At 29.3% G+C, this 20,681-nt stretch carries 23 protein-coding genes; 22 read left to right on the forward strand and 1 reads right to left on the reverse strand.

The features are described from left to right. Positions 1-64: 64 nt before the first annotated feature. A complete protein-coding gene (locus tag BUA92_RS01165; RefSeq protein ID WP_073015930.1) occupies positions 65-313 on the reverse strand; it encodes a hypothetical protein in 249 nt (82 codons plus the stop codon). A gap of 194 nt (positions 314-507) precedes the next feature. Here BUA92_RS01165 and BUA92_RS01170 point away from each other — a divergent pair, with 194 nt between their 5' ends. The 22 genes from BUA92_RS01170 (at position 508) to BUA92_RS01275 (ending at position 20,637) form a co-directional block, all read left to right on the forward strand. Then, on the forward strand, positions 508-759 hold the full coding sequence (locus BUA92_RS01170; RefSeq protein WP_073015931.1) for a phage holin family protein: 252 nt from the start codon (positions 508-510) through the stop codon (positions 757-759). Between the two features lie 171 nt (positions 760-930). Continuing rightward, positions 931-1,122: an aspartyl-phosphate phosphatase Spo0E family protein gene (locus BUA92_RS01175; protein ID WP_021802167.1), complete on the forward strand. Its 192-nt coding sequence runs from the start codon at positions 931-933 to the stop codon at positions 1,120-1,122. Between the two features lie 101 nt (positions 1,123-1,223). Further along, positions 1,224-1,778 carry a hypothetical protein gene (locus BUA92_RS01180; RefSeq protein ID WP_073015932.1) on the forward strand — a complete coding sequence of 185 codons (555 nt, stop codon included), beginning with the start codon at positions 1,224-1,226 and terminating at the stop codon, positions 1,776-1,778. A 131-nt stretch (positions 1,779-1,909) separates the two neighbouring features. Beyond that, on the forward strand, positions 1,910-2,083 hold the full coding sequence (locus BUA92_RS01185; RefSeq protein WP_021802165.1) for a Spo0E family sporulation regulatory protein-aspartic acid phosphatase: 174 nt from the start codon (positions 1,910-1,912) through the stop codon (positions 2,081-2,083). 18 nt (positions 2,084-2,101) lie between these two features. After that, positions 2,102-3,712, forward strand: coding sequence for a putative bifunctional diguanylate cyclase/phosphodiesterase (locus tag BUA92_RS01190; protein ID WP_073015933.1), 1,611 nt, complete (start codon positions 2,102-2,104; stop codon positions 3,710-3,712). Positions 3,713-3,995: 283 nt separating this feature from the next. Then, positions 3,996-5,378: an NCS2 family permease gene (locus tag BUA92_RS01195; protein WP_073015934.1), complete on the forward strand. Its 1,383-nt coding sequence runs from the start codon at positions 3,996-3,998 to the stop codon at positions 5,376-5,378. 159 nt (positions 5,379-5,537) lie between these two features. After that, on the forward strand, positions 5,538-6,419 hold the full coding sequence (locus BUA92_RS01200; RefSeq protein ID WP_073015935.1) for a YicC/YloC family endoribonuclease: 882 nt from the start codon (positions 5,538-5,540) through the stop codon (positions 6,417-6,419). A 14-nt stretch (positions 6,420-6,433) separates the two neighbouring features. After that, positions 6,434-6,703, forward strand: a complete 270-nt coding sequence (remA, locus tag BUA92_RS01205) for an extracellular matrix/biofilm regulator RemA (protein ID WP_021802161.1) — start codon at positions 6,434-6,436, stop codon at positions 6,701-6,703. Then, on the forward strand, positions 6,703-7,341 hold the full coding sequence (gene gmk / locus BUA92_RS01210; RefSeq protein WP_073015936.1) for a guanylate kinase: 639 nt from the start codon (positions 6,703-6,705) through the stop codon (positions 7,339-7,341). The genes remA and gmk overlap by 1 nt, the downstream gene beginning before the upstream one ends. Continuing rightward, on the forward strand, positions 7,322-7,540 hold the full coding sequence (rpoZ, locus tag BUA92_RS01215) for a DNA-directed RNA polymerase subunit omega (protein WP_073015937.1): 219 nt from the start codon (positions 7,322-7,324) through the stop codon (positions 7,538-7,540). Before gmk ends, rpoZ begins: the two co-directional genes overlap by 20 nt. A gap of 2 nt (positions 7,541-7,542) precedes the next feature. Then, positions 7,543-8,733 (forward strand): bifunctional phosphopantothenoylcysteine decarboxylase/phosphopantothenate--cysteine ligase CoaBC, encoded by a 1,191-nt coding sequence (gene coaBC, locus BUA92_RS01220; protein ID WP_073015938.1) that lies wholly within the window; start codon positions 7,543-7,545, stop codon positions 8,731-8,733. 51 nt (positions 8,734-8,784) lie between these two features. Further along, positions 8,785-10,986 (forward strand): primosomal protein N', encoded by a 2,202-nt coding sequence (gene priA / locus BUA92_RS01225; RefSeq protein ID WP_175550826.1) that lies wholly within the window; start codon positions 8,785-8,787, stop codon positions 10,984-10,986. A 9-nt stretch (positions 10,987-10,995) separates the two neighbouring features. Further along, on the forward strand, positions 10,996-11,439 hold the full coding sequence (gene def, locus BUA92_RS01230; protein ID WP_073015940.1) for a peptide deformylase: 444 nt from the start codon (positions 10,996-10,998) through the stop codon (positions 11,437-11,439). 11 nt (positions 11,440-11,450) lie between these two features. Continuing rightward, positions 11,451-12,386 carry a methionyl-tRNA formyltransferase gene (fmt, locus tag BUA92_RS01235; protein ID WP_073015941.1) on the forward strand — a complete coding sequence of 312 codons (936 nt, stop codon included), beginning with the start codon at positions 11,451-11,453 and terminating at the stop codon, positions 12,384-12,386. Between the two features lie 12 nt (positions 12,387-12,398). Then, positions 12,399-13,082 carry a zinc metallopeptidase gene (locus tag BUA92_RS01240; RefSeq protein WP_073015942.1) on the forward strand — a complete coding sequence of 228 codons (684 nt, stop codon included), beginning with the start codon at positions 12,399-12,401 and terminating at the stop codon, positions 13,080-13,082. Between the two features lie 7 nt (positions 13,083-13,089). Then, complete coding sequence (rsmB, locus tag BUA92_RS01245; RefSeq protein WP_073015943.1) at positions 13,090-14,406, forward strand: 16S rRNA (cytosine(967)-C(5))-methyltransferase RsmB; 1,317 nt, start codon at positions 13,090-13,092, stop codon at positions 14,404-14,406. A gap of 8 nt (positions 14,407-14,414) precedes the next feature. Continuing rightward, positions 14,415-15,446, forward strand: coding sequence for a dual-specificity RNA methyltransferase RlmN (gene rlmN / locus BUA92_RS01250; protein WP_073015944.1), 1,032 nt, complete (start codon positions 14,415-14,417; stop codon positions 15,444-15,446). 17 nt (positions 15,447-15,463) lie between these two features. Then, on the forward strand, positions 15,464-16,180 hold the full coding sequence (locus tag BUA92_RS01255; protein ID WP_073015945.1) for a Stp1/IreP family PP2C-type Ser/Thr phosphatase: 717 nt from the start codon (positions 15,464-15,466) through the stop codon (positions 16,178-16,180). 1 nt (position 16,181) lies between these two features. After that, positions 16,182-18,092, forward strand: coding sequence for a Stk1 family PASTA domain-containing Ser/Thr kinase (pknB, locus tag BUA92_RS01260; RefSeq protein WP_073015946.1), 1,911 nt, complete (start codon positions 16,182-16,184; stop codon positions 18,090-18,092). Between the two features lie 393 nt (positions 18,093-18,485). Beyond that, a complete protein-coding gene (rsgA, locus tag BUA92_RS01265) occupies positions 18,486-19,355 on the forward strand; it encodes a ribosome small subunit-dependent GTPase A (protein ID WP_073015947.1) in 870 nt (289 codons plus the stop codon). Beyond that, a complete protein-coding gene (rpe, locus tag BUA92_RS01270) occupies positions 19,349-20,002 on the forward strand; it encodes a ribulose-phosphate 3-epimerase (RefSeq protein ID WP_073015948.1) in 654 nt (217 codons plus the stop codon). The genes rsgA and rpe overlap by 7 nt, the downstream gene beginning before the upstream one ends. Further along, positions 20,002-20,637, forward strand: a complete 636-nt coding sequence (locus tag BUA92_RS01275) for a thiamine diphosphokinase (protein WP_073015949.1) — start codon at positions 20,002-20,004, stop codon at positions 20,635-20,637. The genes rpe and BUA92_RS01275 overlap by 1 nt, the downstream gene beginning before the upstream one ends. The last annotated feature ends 44 nt before the right edge of the window (positions 20,638-20,681 follow it).

The raw sequence follows: 20,681 nt of genomic DNA on the forward strand, positions 1-20,681 counted from the left end.
ATTAGTAAAATTACTTTTAGGAAGATGATACATCTATAGTTTAGTCGAAATATATAAATTTATACTATTTTTTTTTGCTTTTTGAGGGACTTGAAAGAGCCTCAATTTTATCATTTAACTCATCTAATTGCTTTTTAAATTTTTCTTTTACTTTAATAAGTTGTTTTATTTTTGGATCCAAATTTTTTAATAATTTAGTATTATTAGACTGATCATCTTTTAAATTATCTATATCTTCACTAATTGTTTTATAACCAAAATCTAATTCAGAATAGATCTTATCTAGCAATTCAAGTAAATCTTTATCTTCCAATTATAGACACTCCTCTAACTAATAATAAGGCTTATAGTATTAGTATATATTTAATATGTTAAATATAGAATTGAGTTCAATTTTAAGCAACAAATTAATTAAACTTGAATATATAATTATTAAGGAAATTTTTTTACTAAAGAATATACCTTATTATAAACTTTTCACTTTAAGATGTAAGGGGTGAGTCTAATATGGATTTTGTAAGTTTAATTACAGATAATGCACTTATTTTAGTGCCTGCATTATATGTCTTAGGAATGATATTTAAGGGAACTGAAAAGATACAAGATAAATATATACCTTTGATATTATTGCCAATAGGAATAGCTGGTGCAATTGCTTTAATAGGATTTAGTGTACAAGGATTTGTACAAGGGATATTAGTAGTTGGTGCAGCTGTTTATGCTAATCAATTGGTTAAACAATTTAAAAAAGATGAATAATTGGGGAGGATATCCTCCCTTAAACTATGGAATTTTAGTTCTTTATAAAAATATTATTATAATTGACATAAATAATGTTCAAATATTAAAGAGATGAATAATATAGTAGTGAGAATGTATATAAGTATTAAACCTATAAATAAGTTTATAGTAAAAACTTAGGAGGAAAACATGGGAAGAATACTTCTTTTAATAGAAAAAAAAAGATTTGAACTAAATAAAGCTATAGAGATATTTGGGATTAATGATTATAGAGTTTTAATTATAAGTGAAGAGCTTGATAAATTGATAACTATAGAACAACGGATGAGGCTATGGCTAGCATATACTGGATTTTATACTAAAATTAATATGGTAAAATAAAGATACCTTCTTAGCCCTTAGGGGCTATTTTTTTATATACATAATATGGTATAATTAACTTGTTAAGGTGAATAAACTAATTAATTTTGGAGGTGTTATTTATGGATAATCTAAGTACAATAGCAATTTCAAAAATAGCTGATATATTATCAACAGGTGATATACTGGTACCTACAGCAGGGATTTGGGAGAAAATATTTTGCAATTCTGGATTAAGTAGTTATTATGAAGAGAGTAAAGATAATTTAGAGGTTGTTTTTATGAACAATAAATACACACATAATCCTTTATGTTATTCTGAACTTAAGAAAATATTTATAGAATTATATGATAGTAATAATATTATGGAAGTATTACAAAACATAATAGATAAAATAAGTATATATAATGTGTTTCATGAAAATATTAATTTAAAAATGAACATTACGTTTTATATGGTTGATATAGTAGAACATTTAAAGAGAAAGGTGTTAACATATAGATTAAAAATACTTGATAAGTATCCAAGTAAAGAATTTAAAGAATTAAGAAATAATATAAGAGATTTGGGATTTGATTTTATTTTTAAAGAAGGAGAAGATATAAAACTAATTATTGTAGCTAAAGATTTATTACAAGAAAAATTAAATGCAAGTTTAATAAATTCAGCATCCTAATGAAAACATTTACCTATATAAATAGACTAAGAGTACTATAAAAAAGTACTTTTAGTCTATTTTTTTATAATTTAATATATGTGAGTATTTAATTCAATTATGGATAAAATTATATTTAGGAGGTGTTTAAAGTGAAAAAAGAAGAAATTATATCTATTCATATAGATATATTAAGAGAAAGACTTGAGCATTTAATAGAGATAAAGGAAAATAATTTAATAGATGAAGAAGTAATTTATGCTAGTAATCTTTTAAATGAAGCGTTAAATAAATATAATAATTTGGTTCATAACGTAAAGATTTAATTCTGAATAGGTGACGAAATGTTTAAAAATTCATTTAACTTAAGAAAAGTAAAAAAATATAAAGACTTAGGAGCTGGAATAAACCCAAGAAAAGAAGCCTTGAAAATAGCATTAGTTTATTTAATATTAGGAGTATTCTGGATTAAAACATCAGACTTCTTATTAGAAAAACTGGCAAAAGATAATAGAGTTTATTGGGCAATACAAACATATAAAGGGTGGATATATGTCTTAATTACTATGTGCGTAATTTATATTTTAATTGCTAAAAAAATATTGTTATTAGAGAAAGCTTTTGTTGAACTGAATAATAGTAATAGAAAATTAGATAAATTAGCTTATTATGATACCTTAAGTAATCTACCTAATAGTGCTTTTTTTAAACTTACAGTTAATGAGTTAATAAATAATAAAAATATAAAAAACAACAAGTTTGCTTTGGTATATATAGACATTGATGATTTTAAAAACATAAATAATACTTTAGGATACACCTTAGGAGATAAGCTTATAATATATATATCAAATATATTGAAATATCAAGTTAAAGAAGAGGATTTTGCATCTAGGTTTGGTGGAGATGAATTCACAATTCTTTTTACCAATATTGAAAAGAATGTTGATGTTGTTTATAAAATAGAAGAGCTTTTAAATATACTCAGAAGACCTTGGAAACTGGAGGGTCAAGAGTTTTTTATTTCCTATAGCGTAGGAATAGCTATTTATAAAGACCATGGAAGTGACTTTAATGAACTTCTTAAAAATGCTAATACAGCTATGTTTGAAGTAAAGCGTAGAAGTAAAAATGGATATACTTTTTATAATCATGATATGGAAAAAAGAATTTTGGAAAAAATTAATTTAATTAATGAAATGAAACATGCTATTGGTAAGGATGAATTTATGTTGTATTATCAGCCTATAATAAGATTAGAAGACAATACAGTTTATGGTTTTGAAGCCTTAATAAGATGGTATAAACCGAATAAGGGTTTTATATCTCCCATGAATTTTATACCTTTATCTGAAGAGATAGGGTATATAGACCAAATAAGTAGGTGGGTATTAAAGTCAGCTTTTGAGCAAATAAAAGAGTGGAGGGAAAATGGAGTTAGTGGTTTAGTTATAGGAATAAATATATCAGGAAAATTACTAATAAATGATGATATAGTAGATTATATAGCTGAGCTGTTAGATTTATATAAAATAGATAGTAAAAGTATAAAATTAGAGATTACAGAAACGGCAATAATGACTAATTTAGAAGAAGCTATAAAAGTACTTAGAAAAATGAGGTCTATGGGATTACAATTATCTCTTGATGATTTTGGGACAGGATATTCCTCATTAACATATCTAAAAAAGCTACCTATGAATATGGTAAAGCTTGATAAAGAGTTTATTAATAATATTTTTTCAAGTGATCAAGATAAAATAGTTGTAGAGTCTGTAATAAATCTTATAAAGGATTTAAAGTTAAAAATTGTAGCTGAGGGAATAGAGACAAAAGAACAGTTAGATTTTTTGAAGAATAATCAATGTGATTTTGGGCAAGGGTATTATTTTAGTAAACCTGTGCCAAAAGATGAGTGTATACATATTATAACAAACATTAATTGTCTAAAATGATTTTGAGAGACTGCAAGAATTAACTTAGTAGTCTTTTTATTTTTTTCAAAAGATTAATTTTAAAATTTCATAATAAAAACTTAATTTGTCTATATATAATTCGACATTAATTAAAAAGTGCGAATATTAAGCTTAAGCGAAGTGGTTAAAATTTGAGTATTGACTAATTTAAACTAATTGATATATAATAATATTCGTTGATTTTGTTTCTCACACAAATTAAATAGAGTAATTTGTCATATTATGTGTGGAAACACAATATATTAAGAAAAGGGGATTAATAATGGAAAAATTGACTTTAAAGGAAAAGTTTCTTCCTATTTTTACAAATAAGAATGTTGATTTCAAAAAAGAAATAATAGCTGGAATTACAACATTTTTAACAATGGCTTACATAATAGCTGTTAACCCATCTATTTTAAGTGCAACAGGAATGCCTGTAGGGGCATTAGTTACAGCAACTTGTTTAACTGCTGGTGTAACAACTATTTTTATGGGATTATATGCAAATTTACCTTTTGCTTTAGCACCAGGTATGGGGTTAAATGCTTATTTTGCTTTTTCAGTATGTATTACAATGGGAATATCTTGGGAAATAGCATTAACAGCCGTTTTTGTTGAAGGAATTATTTTTATATTTTTATCTTTATTTAAAGTAAGAGAAGCAGTTGTAAATGGTATACCAACTAATCTAAAACATGCAGTTACTGCTGGTATTGGATTATTTATAGCATTTATAGGTTTTACTGGTAGTGGCATTGTTGTGAAAAATGACTCTACATTAGTTGGAATGGGAAGTTTTACAACACCTTCAGTTGTTGTTACCTGTATAGGATTATTAGCTATAGTTATTATACAAAAGAAAAATATTAAAGGAGCAATGCTTCTAGGAATAGTAGTTTCTACAGTGGTTGCATGGGGATATGCATTAATTAATTCAGAAGGTGCCGCTGCATTTAACATATTCTTGCCACAAGGTATCTTTAAGTTTGAATCAATTGCACCAATAGCTGGTAAAGTTGATTTTGGCTACATGATGGATCCAAACAACATTTTAAACTTTGTTGTTATAGTATTTACATTTTTATTTGTAGATTTTTTTGATACAGTTGGAACTTTAGTTGGTGTTGCATCAAGAGCTAAGATGTTAGATAAAGATGGAAACTTACCTAATGCAGGAAGAGCTTTATTAGTGGATGCTATAGGTACTACAGCAGGTGCTTTAGTTGGTACATCTACAGTAACAACATATGTTGAAAGTTCAACTGGAATCAGTGAAGGAGGAAGAACTGGATATACTTCTATAGTAACAGGAGTATTATTCTTAATTGCTATGTTCTTCTCACCATTATTTATAGCGATACCATCTGCTGCTACTGCGCCAGCACTAATTTATGTTGGATTTTTAATGATGGGAGCAGTTAAGGAAATAGAGTTTGATGACTTATCAGAAGGAATACCAGCATTTTTAACTACTGCTTTAATGCCAATGACTTACAGCATAGGTGATGGTTTAACTATAGGTGTTTTAGCTTATGTATTTATAAATGTTTTAGTGAATTTATTTTCTAAAAAAGAAGATAAGAAAAAAGTTTCACCAGTTATGATAGTACTTGCTATAATATTTGTAATAAAATTAACACTTCATTATTTTACTGCAGTATAATACTTAGTAAGTTATTTGATTGGCCATTACATTTTGTGATGGTCAATTTTTTACGAATTTAATTGTAAATTTTCTGTTAACAAACCATTGACCTAAGGTGTCATAAGGGTATATTATCTTAATATAGCTTAATAAACAAACTCTTAAGGGGGATAAAAAATGGCAAGAAGCATGACTGGATTTGGTAGATCCACTAGCGCTGAAGGTAGCGATAAAATATTTACTCTAGAAATGAAAAGTGTAAATCACAGATATTTAGATATAAATATCAGGATGCCTAAGTCTATGATAAGTTTTGAAGATAGAATAAGAAGAATATTATCTCAGAGTTTAAATAGAGGTAAAATTGATTTATTCGTAAATTTAAAAAATTATCATAAAGGAGATCAAGTTACTAAATTTAATGAGAGTTTAGCTGATAGCTATTTTAAATCCTTATTAGAGATAGAAAATAGATACGATGTAAAAAATGATATATCTGTTTCATTAATTGCTAGATTTCCAGATGTTATAATGGTTGAAGAAAAAGAAGAAAACATAGAAGAACTATGGAGATGTCTTGAACCTCTACTTCATGAAGCCGTGACTATGATGGTAGATATGAGGGAAAAAGAAGGAGCTAAGCTTAAGGAAGATATTATCTTAAAAACTAGAGAAATAAAAGAGCTAGTTAAGAGAGTAGAAGATAAATCAGGTACTATTGTTGAAAGTTATAAGATAAAATTGCAAGATAGACTTAAAGAGCTAAAGAATATCGTCGATATTGACGATAGTAGAATAGCGATGGAAATAGCTATCTTTGCTGACAAGGCATCTATTGATGAGGAAATAACTAGACTATATTCCCACATAAATCAAGTTGTTGAAACATTTGATTTAAGTGAACCTATTGGAAGAAAACTAGACTTCATAATTCAAGAAATGAATAGAGAAGCAAATACTATAGCTTCAAAATCATCCGATATTGAAATAACTAACATAGTTATTAATATAAAAAATATAATAGAGAAAATAAGAGAGCAGACTCAAAATATTGAGTAACTAGGAGGAAAGAAATGAGTATTAAATTAATTAATATTGGGTTTGGAAACATAGTTTCTGCTAATAGATTAGTTGCTATAGTTAGCCCAGAATCTGCCCCAATCAAAAGAATCATACAAGAGGCAAGAGATAGGGGTATGTTAATAGATGCTACATACGGAAGAAGAACGAGAGCAGTTATAATTACTGATTCAGATCACGTTATATTATCAGCTGTACAACCAGAAACAGTAGCTCATAGATTATCAGCTAAGGATGAGGTTGTAGATGAGGTTGATGAATAATGACAGAGGTTACTAGAGGTTTGTTAATAGTAATTTCTGGACCGTCAGGAGCTGGGAAAGGTACTATATGTAAGGAATTATTAGATAAAAATGATGATTTATACATATCTGTTTCTGCAACTACACGTAATCCTAGAGATGGGGAAATAGATGGAGTTAATTATTACTTTATAGATAGATCTGAATTTATGAAAAAAATTGAAGCTGATGATTTTTTAGAGTATGCTGAAGTTTATGGTAACTTTTATGGTACTCCAAAATCTAAAGTTGAAGAAATGCTTTTAAGTGGTAAAAATGTTATATTAGAAATTGATATTCAAGGAGCACTTAAAGTAAAAGAAAACTCAAAAGAAGGTATTTTTGTGTTTATTCTTCCTCCATCTATGGAAGAATTAAAACAAAGAATAATAAAAAGAGGTAGTGAAACTACAGAATCTCTTATGACTAGATTTAAATCTGCGTATCAAGAGATTAATTATGTATCAAAATATAATTATGCAGTAGTTAATGACCAAGTAGAAGAAGCAGTTAAAAAGATTGAAGCAATACTTACTGCTGAAAAATGTAGAGTAGACAGAATAAAAGAAAATATATTAGATTCTAAGGAGGGCGTAATCCATGAGCAACTCTATGATTAATCCATCAATAGTAGATTTATTGAAAAAGGTAGATAATAGATATTCACTTGTTATTGTTACTTCAAAAAGAGCTAGACAATTAATAGACGGTCAAGAACCAACTATTAAGGTTGATTCTAAAAAATCACTAACTATTGCTATTAACGAAGTTAATGAAGGTACAATAAGTTTTGAACAAATAAAAGAAGGTTATAAATAAAAATGAATAATAAATGTGTGGTTATTGGAGTTTCAGGAGGGGTAGCAGTATATAAGGCCCTTGAAGTAATATCTAGGTTAAGAAAAAAAGATATTGAAGTTAGAGTAATAATGACTGAATCAGCACAAAAATTTGTAACCCCACTAAGTTTTCAATCTTTAAGTCAAAATATGGTTACTACAGATATGTTTGATGAGCCTAAGGCTTGGGAAATTCAACATATATCTTTAGCTAAAAAAGCAGATCTAATGCTTGTATTACCTGCTACAGCAAATATAATAGGAAAGGTAGCAAATGGAATTGCAGATGATATGTTATCAACTACAATTATGGCCACAAAAGCACCAGTAGTTTTTGCGCCTGCTATGAATACAAATATGTATGAAAATCCTATTGTGCAAAATAATATTGAAAAACTAAAAAGTTTTGGATATGAATTTATTGAACCTGCTTCCGGTAGGCTTGCTTGCGGGGATGTGGGATCTGGAAAACTTGCAGATGTTGAAGATATTTATGAGTTTGTTTTAAAAACTTTATATAAAACTAGCGATTTAGAAGGTAAAAAGGTGTTAATAACAGCTGGACCAACTATATCACCAATAGATCCAGTAAGATTTATTACAAATAGAAGTACTGGAAAAATGGGTTATGCTATAGCTGAGGAAGCAAGAAATAGAGGCGCAGAAGTTACTTTAATTTCTGGACCTACTAATATAAAGCCGCCATATGGAGTAAAGACTATAAAGATTTCTACTAATGAAGAAATGAAAAATGAAGTTTTAAAATATTTTGATAAAGCTGACATAGTTATTAAGTCAGCAGCTGTTGCAGATTATAAAACTTTAACCTATTCAGAGCAGAAAATTAAAAAAGGTGAAGGGAATTTAAACTTGGAATTTACTAGAGATAGTGATATACTTAGTATTCTAGGTGAAAAGAAAACTTCGCAAATATTAGTAGGCTTTGCAGCTGAAAGTAATAACTTAGAAGAAAATGCTACAAGAAAATTAATCAAAAAAAATCTAGATTTAATAGTTGGAAATGATATTACAGCTAAAGAAACTGGATTTGGATCTGATGATAATAAAGTTATATTTATTTCAAAAACAGGAGAGAAAACTGTACTTGATAAGATGACTAAACTGGAAGTAGCAAAGAAACTATTTGATGAAATTATAAAAATTAAGGGTTAGTAAATATTTAAGCTCTCTATGTAACCATAGGGAGTTTTTTTATAAAGGGTGATGAAGTTGTTTGCTCAAGTTGTTATAAATAATGATGCAGTTAGTGTAGATAAGTTATTTACATATAAAATTCCAGAAAAGTTTGTTAATGATATAAAGCTAGGACATAGAGTTCTAGTTCCTTTTGGCATGGGAAATAGGTTTTATGAAGGTTTTGTTATAGGTATTCAGGAGAATAATGAAAGTGGATTTAATAATATTAAGTCTTTAATAAATATTTTAGATAAAGAACCTCTACTAAAAAACGAAAGTCTTCTACTATTTGAATTTCTGGTTAATAGATATCTATGTAAAAAAATAGAAAGTATAAGGCTTCTTATCCCTACAGGAATAATGAGAGGGGTAAAAGAAAAAAAGAAAGAAGTTTTATGCTTTAATAAAGAACTTGACGGCAAATTAGAATCTAAAGATGAATACATAAAAATAGTAGATTTTATAAAAATAAATAATGGGAAATATATGAAAAGTCAGTTAATAAATGACTTTAATTACTCTTCGTATATGATTAATAAACTGATATCTGAAGAATATCTTATTAAATTAGATGAAAAAGTCAATAGATTAGATAATAGAGAATATGACTTTTATGATACTTTTGAGTTAAATGAAGAGCAGCAAAATGCATTTAATAATATAGTTTTTTCAAAAGAAAAGTTATTTTTACTAAAAGGGGTAACTGGAAGCGGAAAAACAGAAGTATATATGAGATTAGCTAAAAAGATGCTTGAAGAAGAAAAAAGCACCTTGATATTGGTTCCAGAAATTTCACTAACTCCTCAAATGATAGAAAGATTTAAAGGAAGATTTGGGAATTCGGTAGCAGTATTTCACTCCAAATTATCTCAAGGAGAAAGATTTGATGAGTGGCACAGGGTATCTGAAGGAAAAGTTAAACTAGTTGTAGGAGCAAGAAGTGCAATATTTCTTCCTTTTAAAAATTTAGGACTTATTGTTGTTGATGAAGAACATGAGGGAACGTATAAATCCGAACAGAACCCTAAATATCATACAAGAGAAGTAGCAGAATATCTTAGTGAGATAAGTGAATGTAAGGTAGTTTTTGCATCTGCAACACCTTCTGTAGAAAGTTATTATTATGGTTTAACTGACAAATATAAATTAATTGAACTTAAAAATAGAGTTGCAAGTAAAAAAATGCCTAAGATGAAGATTATAGATATGAGACAGGAACTTAAAAATAATAATAAGAGCATGTTTTCTAGGGAATTATATGAAAAAATATCTTTGAATCTTAAGGATAAAAATCAAAGTATTATTTTTTTAAATAGAAGAGGACATTCGACTTTCGTGTCTTGTAGGCAATGCGGGTATGTGTATAAATGTCATCATTGTGACATATCTATGACCTATCATAATAATGGATACCTAATATGTCATTACTGTGGAACTGCTAAAAAAATAGATAATAATTGCCCTAAATGCGGTAGTAAGTATATTAAATATTTTGGCGCAGGCACTGAAAAAATTGAAGGTGAAATAAAGAGACTTTTCCCTAAAGCAAGAGTTTTGAGGATGGATGTTGACACTACTAGAAATAAAAATTCTTATGAAAAGATATATAATTCCTTTAAAAATGGAGAAGCAGACATTTTAATAGGAACTCAGATGATAACAAAAGGTTTAGATTTTCCTAATGTTACTTTAGTTGGTGTAATAGCCGCTGATATGTCCTTAAACCTTCCTGATTATAGATCGGCTGAGAGAACTTTTCAGCTTATAACTCAAGTAGGAGGAAGAGCGGGTAGAGGAGATAAAGAAGGAGAAGTTATAGTACAGACTTATACTCCTGAACATTATTCAATTATTCACTCAATGAATAATGACTATGAAGCCTTGTTTAAGGAAGAAATAATAATGAGGAAAGATTTTAATTACCCTCCTTTTGGAAAGATATTTCTTATCCATTGTTCATCAAAAAATGAGGAGCTATTAAAAAACTTTATGAAAGAACTTGGTAATCATCTTAATAAAACTCTAGGAGAATATGACTTAGAAATGCTTGGACCTTGTTCTTCTATAATATCAAAAATTAAAGAGAACTATAGATGGCAGATAGTATTAAAAGGTGATTTACCTGAGGAAACATGTAAATTTATCAAAGATAGGGTTTATGAAATCTACTCTAATGTATATAATGAAATAAGAGTATCTATTGATATAAACCCAAACAGTTTAATATAGGAGGAAATTATGGCTAAAAGAATCATAAGGATAGTCGGAGATGAACTATTAAGAAAAAAAAGTAGAAAAATTGATGAAGTTAATAATAGAATAACTACATTAATTAAAGATATGTTTGAAACCATGTATGCTGCAAATGGAATTGGGCTAGCAGCACCACAAGTAGGTATACTAAAAAGGTTGTTTGTTATAGATATAGGAGAAGGTCCATTAGTTTTTATAAATCCAGAAATATTAAGTACAGAAGGTGCTGTATGTGATATTGAAGGATGTTTATCTATTCCAAATGAGCAGGATGAAGTTGAAAGACCAGAAAAAATAAAAGTTAAAGCTATAAATGAAAAAGGTGAGGCATTCACTTTAGTAGCAGAAGGGCTGTTAGCACGTGCTATATGCCATGAAAATGACCATTTAGATGGTATATTATTTACGGATAAAATTAAAAGTAAGTAGGAGGGAAATAGATGAAAATAGTTTTTATGGGAACACCAGACTTTGCGGTGCCTTCTCTAAAAGCTTTAATAGAAAATCATCAGGTTGAGGCAGTTTTCACTCAACCTGATAAACCAAAAGGAAGAGGAAAAAAACTTTCCTTTTCCCCAGTTAAAGAAGAGGCTTTAAAACATTCTATTAAAGTATATCAACCAGAGAAAATAAAAAATAATGAAGAACATATAAAAGCTCTTAAAGATATTGCTCCAGACTACATAATTGTAGTCGCTTATGGTCAGATATTAACAAAGGAAATACTAGATATACCTAAATATGCCTGTATAAATCTTCATGCATCTATATTACCTAAGTTTAGAGGTGCTGCTCCTATAAACTGGGCAGTTATAAATGGAGAAAAAACTTCAGGAAATACAACAATGCTTATGGATGTGGGATTAGATACAGGAGATATGTTGTTAAAAGATGAGGTGGAAATAACACCTTATATGACATCTGGTGAACTTCATGATATTTTAATGGATAGAGGAGCAGGACTATTATTAGATACAATTAAAGGTTATACTAATAATGAAATTATTCCTATGAAGCAAGATGGTAGCTTAAGTTCCTATGCATCTATGTTAAATAAGGAAATTGCTAAAATAGATTGGAATAAAACTGCTTTAGAAATTCATAACATGATTAGAGGACTAAATCCATGGCCTATAGCATATACAACTTATAAAGAACAAAATATGAAAATCTTTAAAAGTGAAGTATTAGATGAAGATAAAACTTCAGAAGATATAGGTAAGATAATAGATGTAACTAAAGATGGAATAAAGGTTTCTTGTGGAAAAGGAATACTTCTTATAAAAAGAGTTCAATTCCCAAATGGAAAACCACTAGACATAAGTCAATATTTAAATGGAAATGAGATTGAGAAAAATATTATAATAGGAAAATAAGAGGTGATATTTATGTATTGGTTTGATCCAACAATGATTATTTTGTTACCAGCAATAATACTTTCTCTTTGGGCACAAGGAATGGTAACATCAACATTTCAAAAGTATAAAAGAGTAAGGAGCTTTAACGGGCTAACTGGTGCTGACGTTGCTAGAAGTTTATTAGATGCTGCTGGGCTTTTTGATGTAAGAATAGAGCAGGTTCCAGGCTCTTTATCTGATCACTATGACCCTAGAGCTAGAGTTTTAAGATTATCAGGAGATGTTTATGGAAACACATCTGTAGCATCTATAGGTGTTGCAGCTCATGAAGTAGGGCATGCTATTCAACATAACGAAAAATACGCTCCACTATTATTTAGAAATGCTATTGTTCCAGTTGCTAACTTTGGTAACTACTTTTCTTGGATATTAATACTTATAGGGATTTTCTTCTCTATGACTAATTTAATATACTTAGGAATAATATTTTTCCTTGGAGTAGTAATATTTCAATTAGTAACTCTACCAGTAGAGTTTGATGCTTCTAAAAGAGCTATAACTTTATTAGATACAAGAGGTATATTAATAGGTGATGAAGTTAATGGGGCAAGAAAAGTTTTAAAGGCAGCAGCTATGACTTATGTTGCAGCAGCAGCTACAGCTATTATGCAACTAGTAAGACTTTTATATATAGCAAATAGATCGGATGATTGAGGTAAAAATGAATAGTAGAAAAATCGCACTAAAGGTATTAGATGAAGTGCTAAATAAAGGAGCATATTCAAACTTAGCTTTGAATAACGCTTTCAAGGATGCTTCACTAGAACAAAAAGATAGAGGCTTTATTACAGAAATTGTTTATGGAACAATTAAGTATAAAGAATCAATAGACAGCATAATATCCTTGTATGTAAAAGATGTTAATAAGATAGATAGAAGAGTTATAAATATTTTAAGATCTTCTATCTATCAGCTAAAATACTTAGATAAAGTTCCAGAATATGCGGCGGTTAATGAAGCAGTAGGAATTGCAAAGAAATTTTCTCTTTCTACCTCTAAGTTTGTAAACGGAGTGCTTAGGAATTTTATAAGAAACCTAGATAAAGAGCCAGAGTTTAAGAAATTGAACTCAAAACTTGCCTTTAAATACTCATTTCCTTTATGGATGGTAGATTTCTTTATAAGTCAATATGGAAATGAAAAAGCAGAAGAAATCCTAATAGGGCTTAATATGACACCTAAGTTAACCGTTAGAGTTAATAATTTAAAAGGGGATTATCAAGAAGTTTTTGATAGTCTAAAAGAAAAGGGCTACAAAGTAAGTGAAGGATATGCATCGCCAGAAGCTATATCAATAGATCGAGGTAGTTCTATAGAAAATAATGAATTTTTTAAAGAAGGAAAGTTAATAGTTCAAGATGAAAGTGCAATGCTTGTATCTCCACTTCTAGATTTAGAAGAAAATATGACAGTTATGGATTTATGCGCTGCACCAGGGGGGAAGTCTACCCATATCGCAGAACTATTAAATAATAAAGGAAAGGTTTTATCCTTTGATATTCATAAAAATAAGCTTTCCTTAATTAGAGAAAATGCTAAGAGATTAGGAATAAGTATAATTGATGCTAGACAGCAGGATGCTACTAAGTTAAATGAGGACTTAGTTAATACAGCAGATAGAATACTATTAGATGTTCCTTGCTCAGGGCTTGGAATTATTAGAAAAAAACCAGAAATTAAATATCAAAAAACAATAAAAGACTTAAAAGATATAAGAGATATCCAGATAGATATAATGGAAAATGCTTGGAGTTACTTAAAGTCTGGTGGAGTAATGGTTTATTCCACATGTACATTAAATAAAGAAGAAAATGAATATAATGTTAAAGAATTCTTAAGAAAACATGAAAACTGTGAAGTTGAAAAGATATTTATTGGGAATTTACCTAATTTTATTTATAATGAAGATGGAACTTTAACAATATTACCTAATGAATTCATGGATGGATTCTATATGGCTAAGCTTAAGAAAAGGTAGGTGTAAAAATGAAATACCTATTAGATTTTAATCTAGAAGAGTTTAAAGAGGAATTAGTTAAAATAGGAGAAAATTCTTTTAGAGCAAAACAAATATTTCAATGGATATATAAAGAGGTTTATGATTTTGAAAATATGAAAAACATCCCAAGTCCATTGAAAAGTAAGTTAAAAGAGAGTTTTGATTTATCTCTACCTAAAGTAGTTGAAGAATATACATCTTCAAGCGATGGTACAAAAAAGCTTTTAGTTTCACTAAAAGATAACAATCTTATTGAATGTGTTATTATGAAATATAACCATGGAAACACCATATGTATTTCAACACAAGTAGGTTGTAGAATGGGATGTAAATTTTGTGCATCAACAATAGATGGAAGAATAAGAAACCTTACACCAGGAGAAATGCTTGGACAGGTTTTACTAGCTCAAAATCTAATGAAAGAAAGAATTTCTAACATAGTACTAATGGGAAGTGGCGAACCTTTAGACAATTATGATAATGTTATGAAGTTTCTAGAAATAGTTAATGCTGAATATGGGCTAAATATTGGGCAAAGACATATAACTCTTTCCACTTGTGGGATAGTACCTAAAATATATGAACTTGCAGATAAAGGATTAAATGTTACTTTGGCGATTTCTTTACATGCATTTTCAGATGAAAAAAGAAAAGAGATAATGCCTATAGCAAATAAGTATTCCATAAGTGAGATTATGGAAGCTTGTGAATATTACATAAAAAAGACTAACAGAAGAATAACCTTTGAGTATTCTTTAGTTAAAGGAATCAATGACTCCAAAGAAGATGCAAAAGCTTTAGGAAACTTGTTAAAGGGAAAACTTTGTCATGTTAATCTTATTCCTGTAAATGAGATTAAAGAAAAAGAGTACAGAAAATCAACAAAAGAAGACATAGACATATTTGAGAAAACTTTAAGGAAATATGGTGTAGAGGCTACTGTAAGGAGAGAGATGGGAGCTGATATAAATGCTGCATGCGGTCAATTACGAAGAAGTTATCTGGAGATTAGTAATTAAAATGAGGGGGAATTCTCATGATTGGATTAATTAGCGATGTCGGGAAAAGGCGACCAGTCAATGAAGACTATGCTGACTACCATGAAACAGACGAGTATAAACTTTTTATAGTAGCAGACGGCATGGGTGGACATAATGCTGGCGAAATAGCAAGTAAGCTAGCTACTGAAATCATTTTGGAGTATATTAAGGATAATTGGGATACCTTTAAAGAAGATTGTATATTAGAAAATGCAATTAAAGCATCAAACAAAAAAGTCTTTAGCGTTTCAAATAAAGATGAAGAGTTTAAAGGTATGGGAACAACTATAGCAGCATGTTTAATAACAGAATCAAATTTATACGTAGCTAATGTTGGTGATAGTGCTTGCTTTATGCTAGAAGATCATAAGCTTATTAAGGTTACAAAGGATCACTCGCTAGTACAAGAACTCCTTGATAGTGGAAGTATAACAGAAGAAGAGGCATCAACTCACCCAAGGAAGAATATAATAACAAGGGCAGTTGGAGCATATGAAGAGGTTATGGTAGATATCTTTAAATTACCTAAGGTAATGAAGAACAAGTATTTACTGTGCTCAGATGGATTATTAAATGAAGTAACTAATGATGAGATAGAAGATATTCTAAATAGCTATGATAATGAAGAGTCGGCTAAACAGCTAGTTACACTAGCAAATGAAAGAGAAGGCAGAGATAATATTACAGTTTTAGTGTTTGGAGGAGAGTTATAATATGGAGAATATTATATTAGGAGACAGATATGAACTGCAAGAGAAAATAGGAGAGGGTGGAATGTCTTTAGTTTATAAAGCTAGAGATAAAAAACTAAATCGTTTTATTGCAGTAAAGATATTAAAGCATGAATTTATAGATAATGAGGATATAGTAGATAAGTTTAAAAAGGAAGCAACAGCAATTGCTAACTTAAATGACCCTTATATAGTTAATGTTTTAGATGTAGGTTCTCAAGATGATTATAATTATATAGTAATGGAATATGTTAAGGGGAAAACCTTAAAAGAACTAATAAGAGAAAAAGGTAGGATTCCATATGATTTAGCTTTGAATTTTTCTACCCAAATAGCTAAAGCTTTAGATTGTGCACATAAAAATAACATCATTCATAGAGATATTAAACCTCAAAATATATTAGTTACTGAAGAAGGAAGTTTAAAAGTTACTGATTTTGGAATAGCAAAATCAACTAACTCTTCAACTATTACTAATACATCAAATGTAATTGGGTCAGCTCATTACTTTTCTCCAGAACAAGCTAAGGGGAACTATATAGACAGCAGAACCGATTTATATTCTTTAGGTGTGGTTATATATGAAATGGTAACTGGAAGAGTTCCATTTGATGCTGATTCACCTGTTTCTGTGGCCTTAAAGCATATACAAGAAGAGGTTGTACCTCCTAAGAATATAAACTCAGCAGTACCTGAGTCTTTAAATAAGCTTATATTAAAGGCAATGGAAAAAGAACAGATAAAAAGATACCAATCTGCAAAAGAAATGATAGTAGATTTAGACAAAATAAAAAATGATCCTAATGCTATAATAGGTACAGTACCTGTTACAGAGGATGATTTTACAAGAGTCATGCCATCAGTTAACCCAGCAAATGTTGCAGCTGTAAAAAACTCAACTTCTAAAAGTAATGATGATTGGGAAGAAGATGAAGATGACTGGGACGAGGAAGAGGATGACTCCAAGAAAAAGAAAAATAAAACTAAGTTAGGAATTATATTAGCCCTTGTAGCTGTGCTTATTTTAGCAGGAGCAGCTATTACAACATATTTTCTTACAACAAATAATAAAAAGGCTGAGGATCTTAAAATGCCTAAGGTAATAGGGCTAAAACAAGATGATGCTGAAAAAACTCTTAAAGATATGGGACTTGAAATGCTAGTAGCTGGAGAAGAAAAAAGTACTGAACCAGCAGGAACAGTAGTTAAAGCTAACAAAAATGAAGGTGATACTGTTAAAAAAGGTGAAACTATAAGAGTTTATGTAAGTGGTAAAGAAACAAAGAAAAAACTTCAAGATGTAACTGGATTAGACGAAAATCAAGCAATTGCCTTTTTAGGTAATGCTGGTTTAGAAGTTACAGTTAATAGAGAATACTCTGATACTGTAGAAAAAGGTAAAGTAATAAAACAAGATCCAAAGGGAGATACGGAGATAACAGAAGATACTAAAGTTACTTTGACTGTAAGTCAAGGAAAGAAACCTGTTACTGTTCCAAAGCTATTAGGCTTATCGAAACAGGATGCAATAAGTGCACTTAGTGCTGTAGGGTTAAATGGAGATTCTAAGGAAGCTGAAACTACAGATAAGAATAAGGATGGAAAAGTTATAGATTCTAGTGTGAAAGAAGGGAATACTGCGGATGCAGGTTCTACTATAACTCTTACTATAGGAAGATATAAAGATGATAATCCTGACATTGAACTAGGTTTTCTTGTTGGAAAAACTGTTCAAGAAGCAGCTGATTATATGGAATCCAAAGGTATAAACCCAACTACTGATAATAAAAATGGTGATATTGTTGAACGTTTAAGTAAAACTAAAGCTAAAAAAGGTGAGACAATAACAATATATACTAAAAAGTCTGAAACAAAACCACCAGCAACATCATAAGATTAAATAAATTTTAAAAAAGGTATTGCAAAATAATTTGAGTAATTATTTTCAGCAATACCTTTTTATATTTTAAAATCTGAAACTTTAAACTATATGAAAGATATCAATGTAGTTAAAGAAATAAATCATAGATAAAAACAAATCCCTATAAAAATACAGCGGCTCAGCAGGAGCCGTCTGTATTTTTATAGAAGAATTCAAGAAAAGAAGAATTCAAGAAAAAAAGAAAAAAGGAATCTAATGGAGCTTGGGAAGAAGCTCCTACGAGGCAGTAGTGCTAGAATCTAAGAAAAAACTTCTATAAAATTTCTAAATAAATGAGTAATTTATTTGCATTTTATACCTAAAAGTGTTTATTATAAGTATGTAAATAAAAATTTTGGAGGATATATGAAGGGAATTATTATTAAAGGTATTGGCGGTTTTTATTATATAAAAACTAATGAAGGGACATTTGAGTGTAAGGCTAGAGGTATATTCCGTCATAAGGAACAAAAGCCGATGGTAGGGGATTGGGTAGAAATTGAGGTTAATAACGAAGAAGGGGTAATAGAAAAGATTTATGATAGAACTTCTGAGTTAACTAGACCAACAGTTGCAAATGTTACTCAAGCTTTTGTGGTTTTTGCTATAAAGAATCCAGATTTAAATTTTGATTTACTTAACAAGTTTTTATTGTTATGTGAGTATAATTCAATAAAAGCTGTGGTTTGTTTAAATAAAGGTGATTTAATATCTGCAGAAGAGAAAGAAGTTTTAAAAGATAAAATTAATAATATTGGTTATGAAGTTATATTTATTAAGGCTAAGTTTAAAGAAGGAATAGATGAATTAAAAGAAAAATTAAATGACAATGTTACTGTTCTTTGTGGTCCTTCTGGAGCAGGAAAGTCAACTTTAATAAATGTTTTAGGTAAAAGAAAGCTAATGGAAACTGGTGAAGTTAGCGAAAAAATAGGTAGAGGAAAACATACTACAAGACATAGTGAGCTTTTAGAGGCAGCAGAAGGTTTTATTGTTGATACACCGGGATTTTCAACCTTAGATATATCTTTTATAGAAAGAGATCAGTTAAAATATTATTTTCCTGAGTTTAATGAATATAACGATGGATGTAAGTTTACAGGATGTGTTCATCATAAGGAACCAGGATGTCTTGTTAAAGGAGCCCTTGAGGAAGGTCATATTAATAAATCAAGATATGATTTTTATATAAAAACTTTAGAAGAAGTAACAAACGGGAGGAAAAATAAATGGTAAAAATAGCACCATCAATATTATCAGCAGATTTCGCAAAACTTGGAGAGGATATAGTAGCTATAGATAAAGCTGGAGCAGATTTTATACATATAGATGTAATGGATGGAAACTATGTTCCTAACATAAGCATTGGATTACCTGTAATAAAATCAATAAGAAAATATACAGAAAAAACTTTTGATGTACATTTAATGATTGAGGAACCAGGTAGATTTATAGATGATTTTATAGCTGTAGGAGCAGATCTGATTACAGTACATTATGAAGCAGATAGACATGTAGATAGAACTATTCAATATATAAAAAGTAAGGGAATAAAAGCAGGGATTGTTTTAAATCCAGGCACTCCAGTAAGCATGATAAAGGATCTTATTCCAGCTTTAGATATGGTACTTATAATGTCAGTAAATCCAGGCTTTGGAGGACAAAAATTTATAGAGTATTCTTTAAATAAAATTGCTGAAGTTAAGGAATTAAGTGAAAAGTACAACAAAGACCTACTTATACAGGTTGATGGAGGAATTGACGCCTCTAATATAAAGAAGGTAGTAGATGCAGGGGCAAATGTTATAGTTGCAGGTTCAGCTGTATTTAAGGATGGAAAAGTTGAAGAAAATATAGCAGCACTTAGAAAGAGTTTAGAGTAATGAAAATTTTAATTGTCTCTGGAGGTAAAGCACCTTCTAGGGAACTTTTGATGGAACAAGTTGTAACCTCATCTTTAATTCTAGGCGCAGATAGAGGCTGCCAAGTTTTAATAGAAAATGGAATCTTTCCAAACTATATTATGGGAGATTTTGATTCTATAGATAAGGAAGTTTATAAAAAGTTAAGAGATTTAAAGATTGAGATGTTTGAATTTAATCCTGAGAAAGATTTTACAGATAGTGAACTTGCTTTTGAAAAAGCTATTGAACTTGGAGCTACAGAAATTGTGCTTTTAGGATTCACAGGAACTAGATTAGATCATGTTTTAGCTAATTTAGGACTTTTAGATAAAGCTTTAGCTTTAGGGATTAAATGTGAAATCCTAGATGATAATAATAGAATATTTCTAGTAGATAAGGATACCATATTAAAAGGAAAAAAAGGACAAACCATTTCTTTTAATTTCTATAATACCGTGGTGGAAAAATTTAATATTAGAGGAGCGAAATATCCTTTAGTTGATTATAGATTTGATGGATTTACTGGAAGAACTGTATCTAACGAGTTTATAGATGGGGATATATCCATAACATTTAAAAGTGGAAAAGTTTTAGTTTTTTATACAAATGATTAGTAACCAATTTACCTAAACTTTCATATAATAAAACAGGAAGCTAT

It is taken from the genome of Clostridium intestinale DSM 6191 (assembly GCF_900130055.1).
Lineage (GTDB): Bacteria > Bacillota > Clostridia > Clostridiales > Clostridiaceae > Clostridium_T > Clostridium_T intestinale.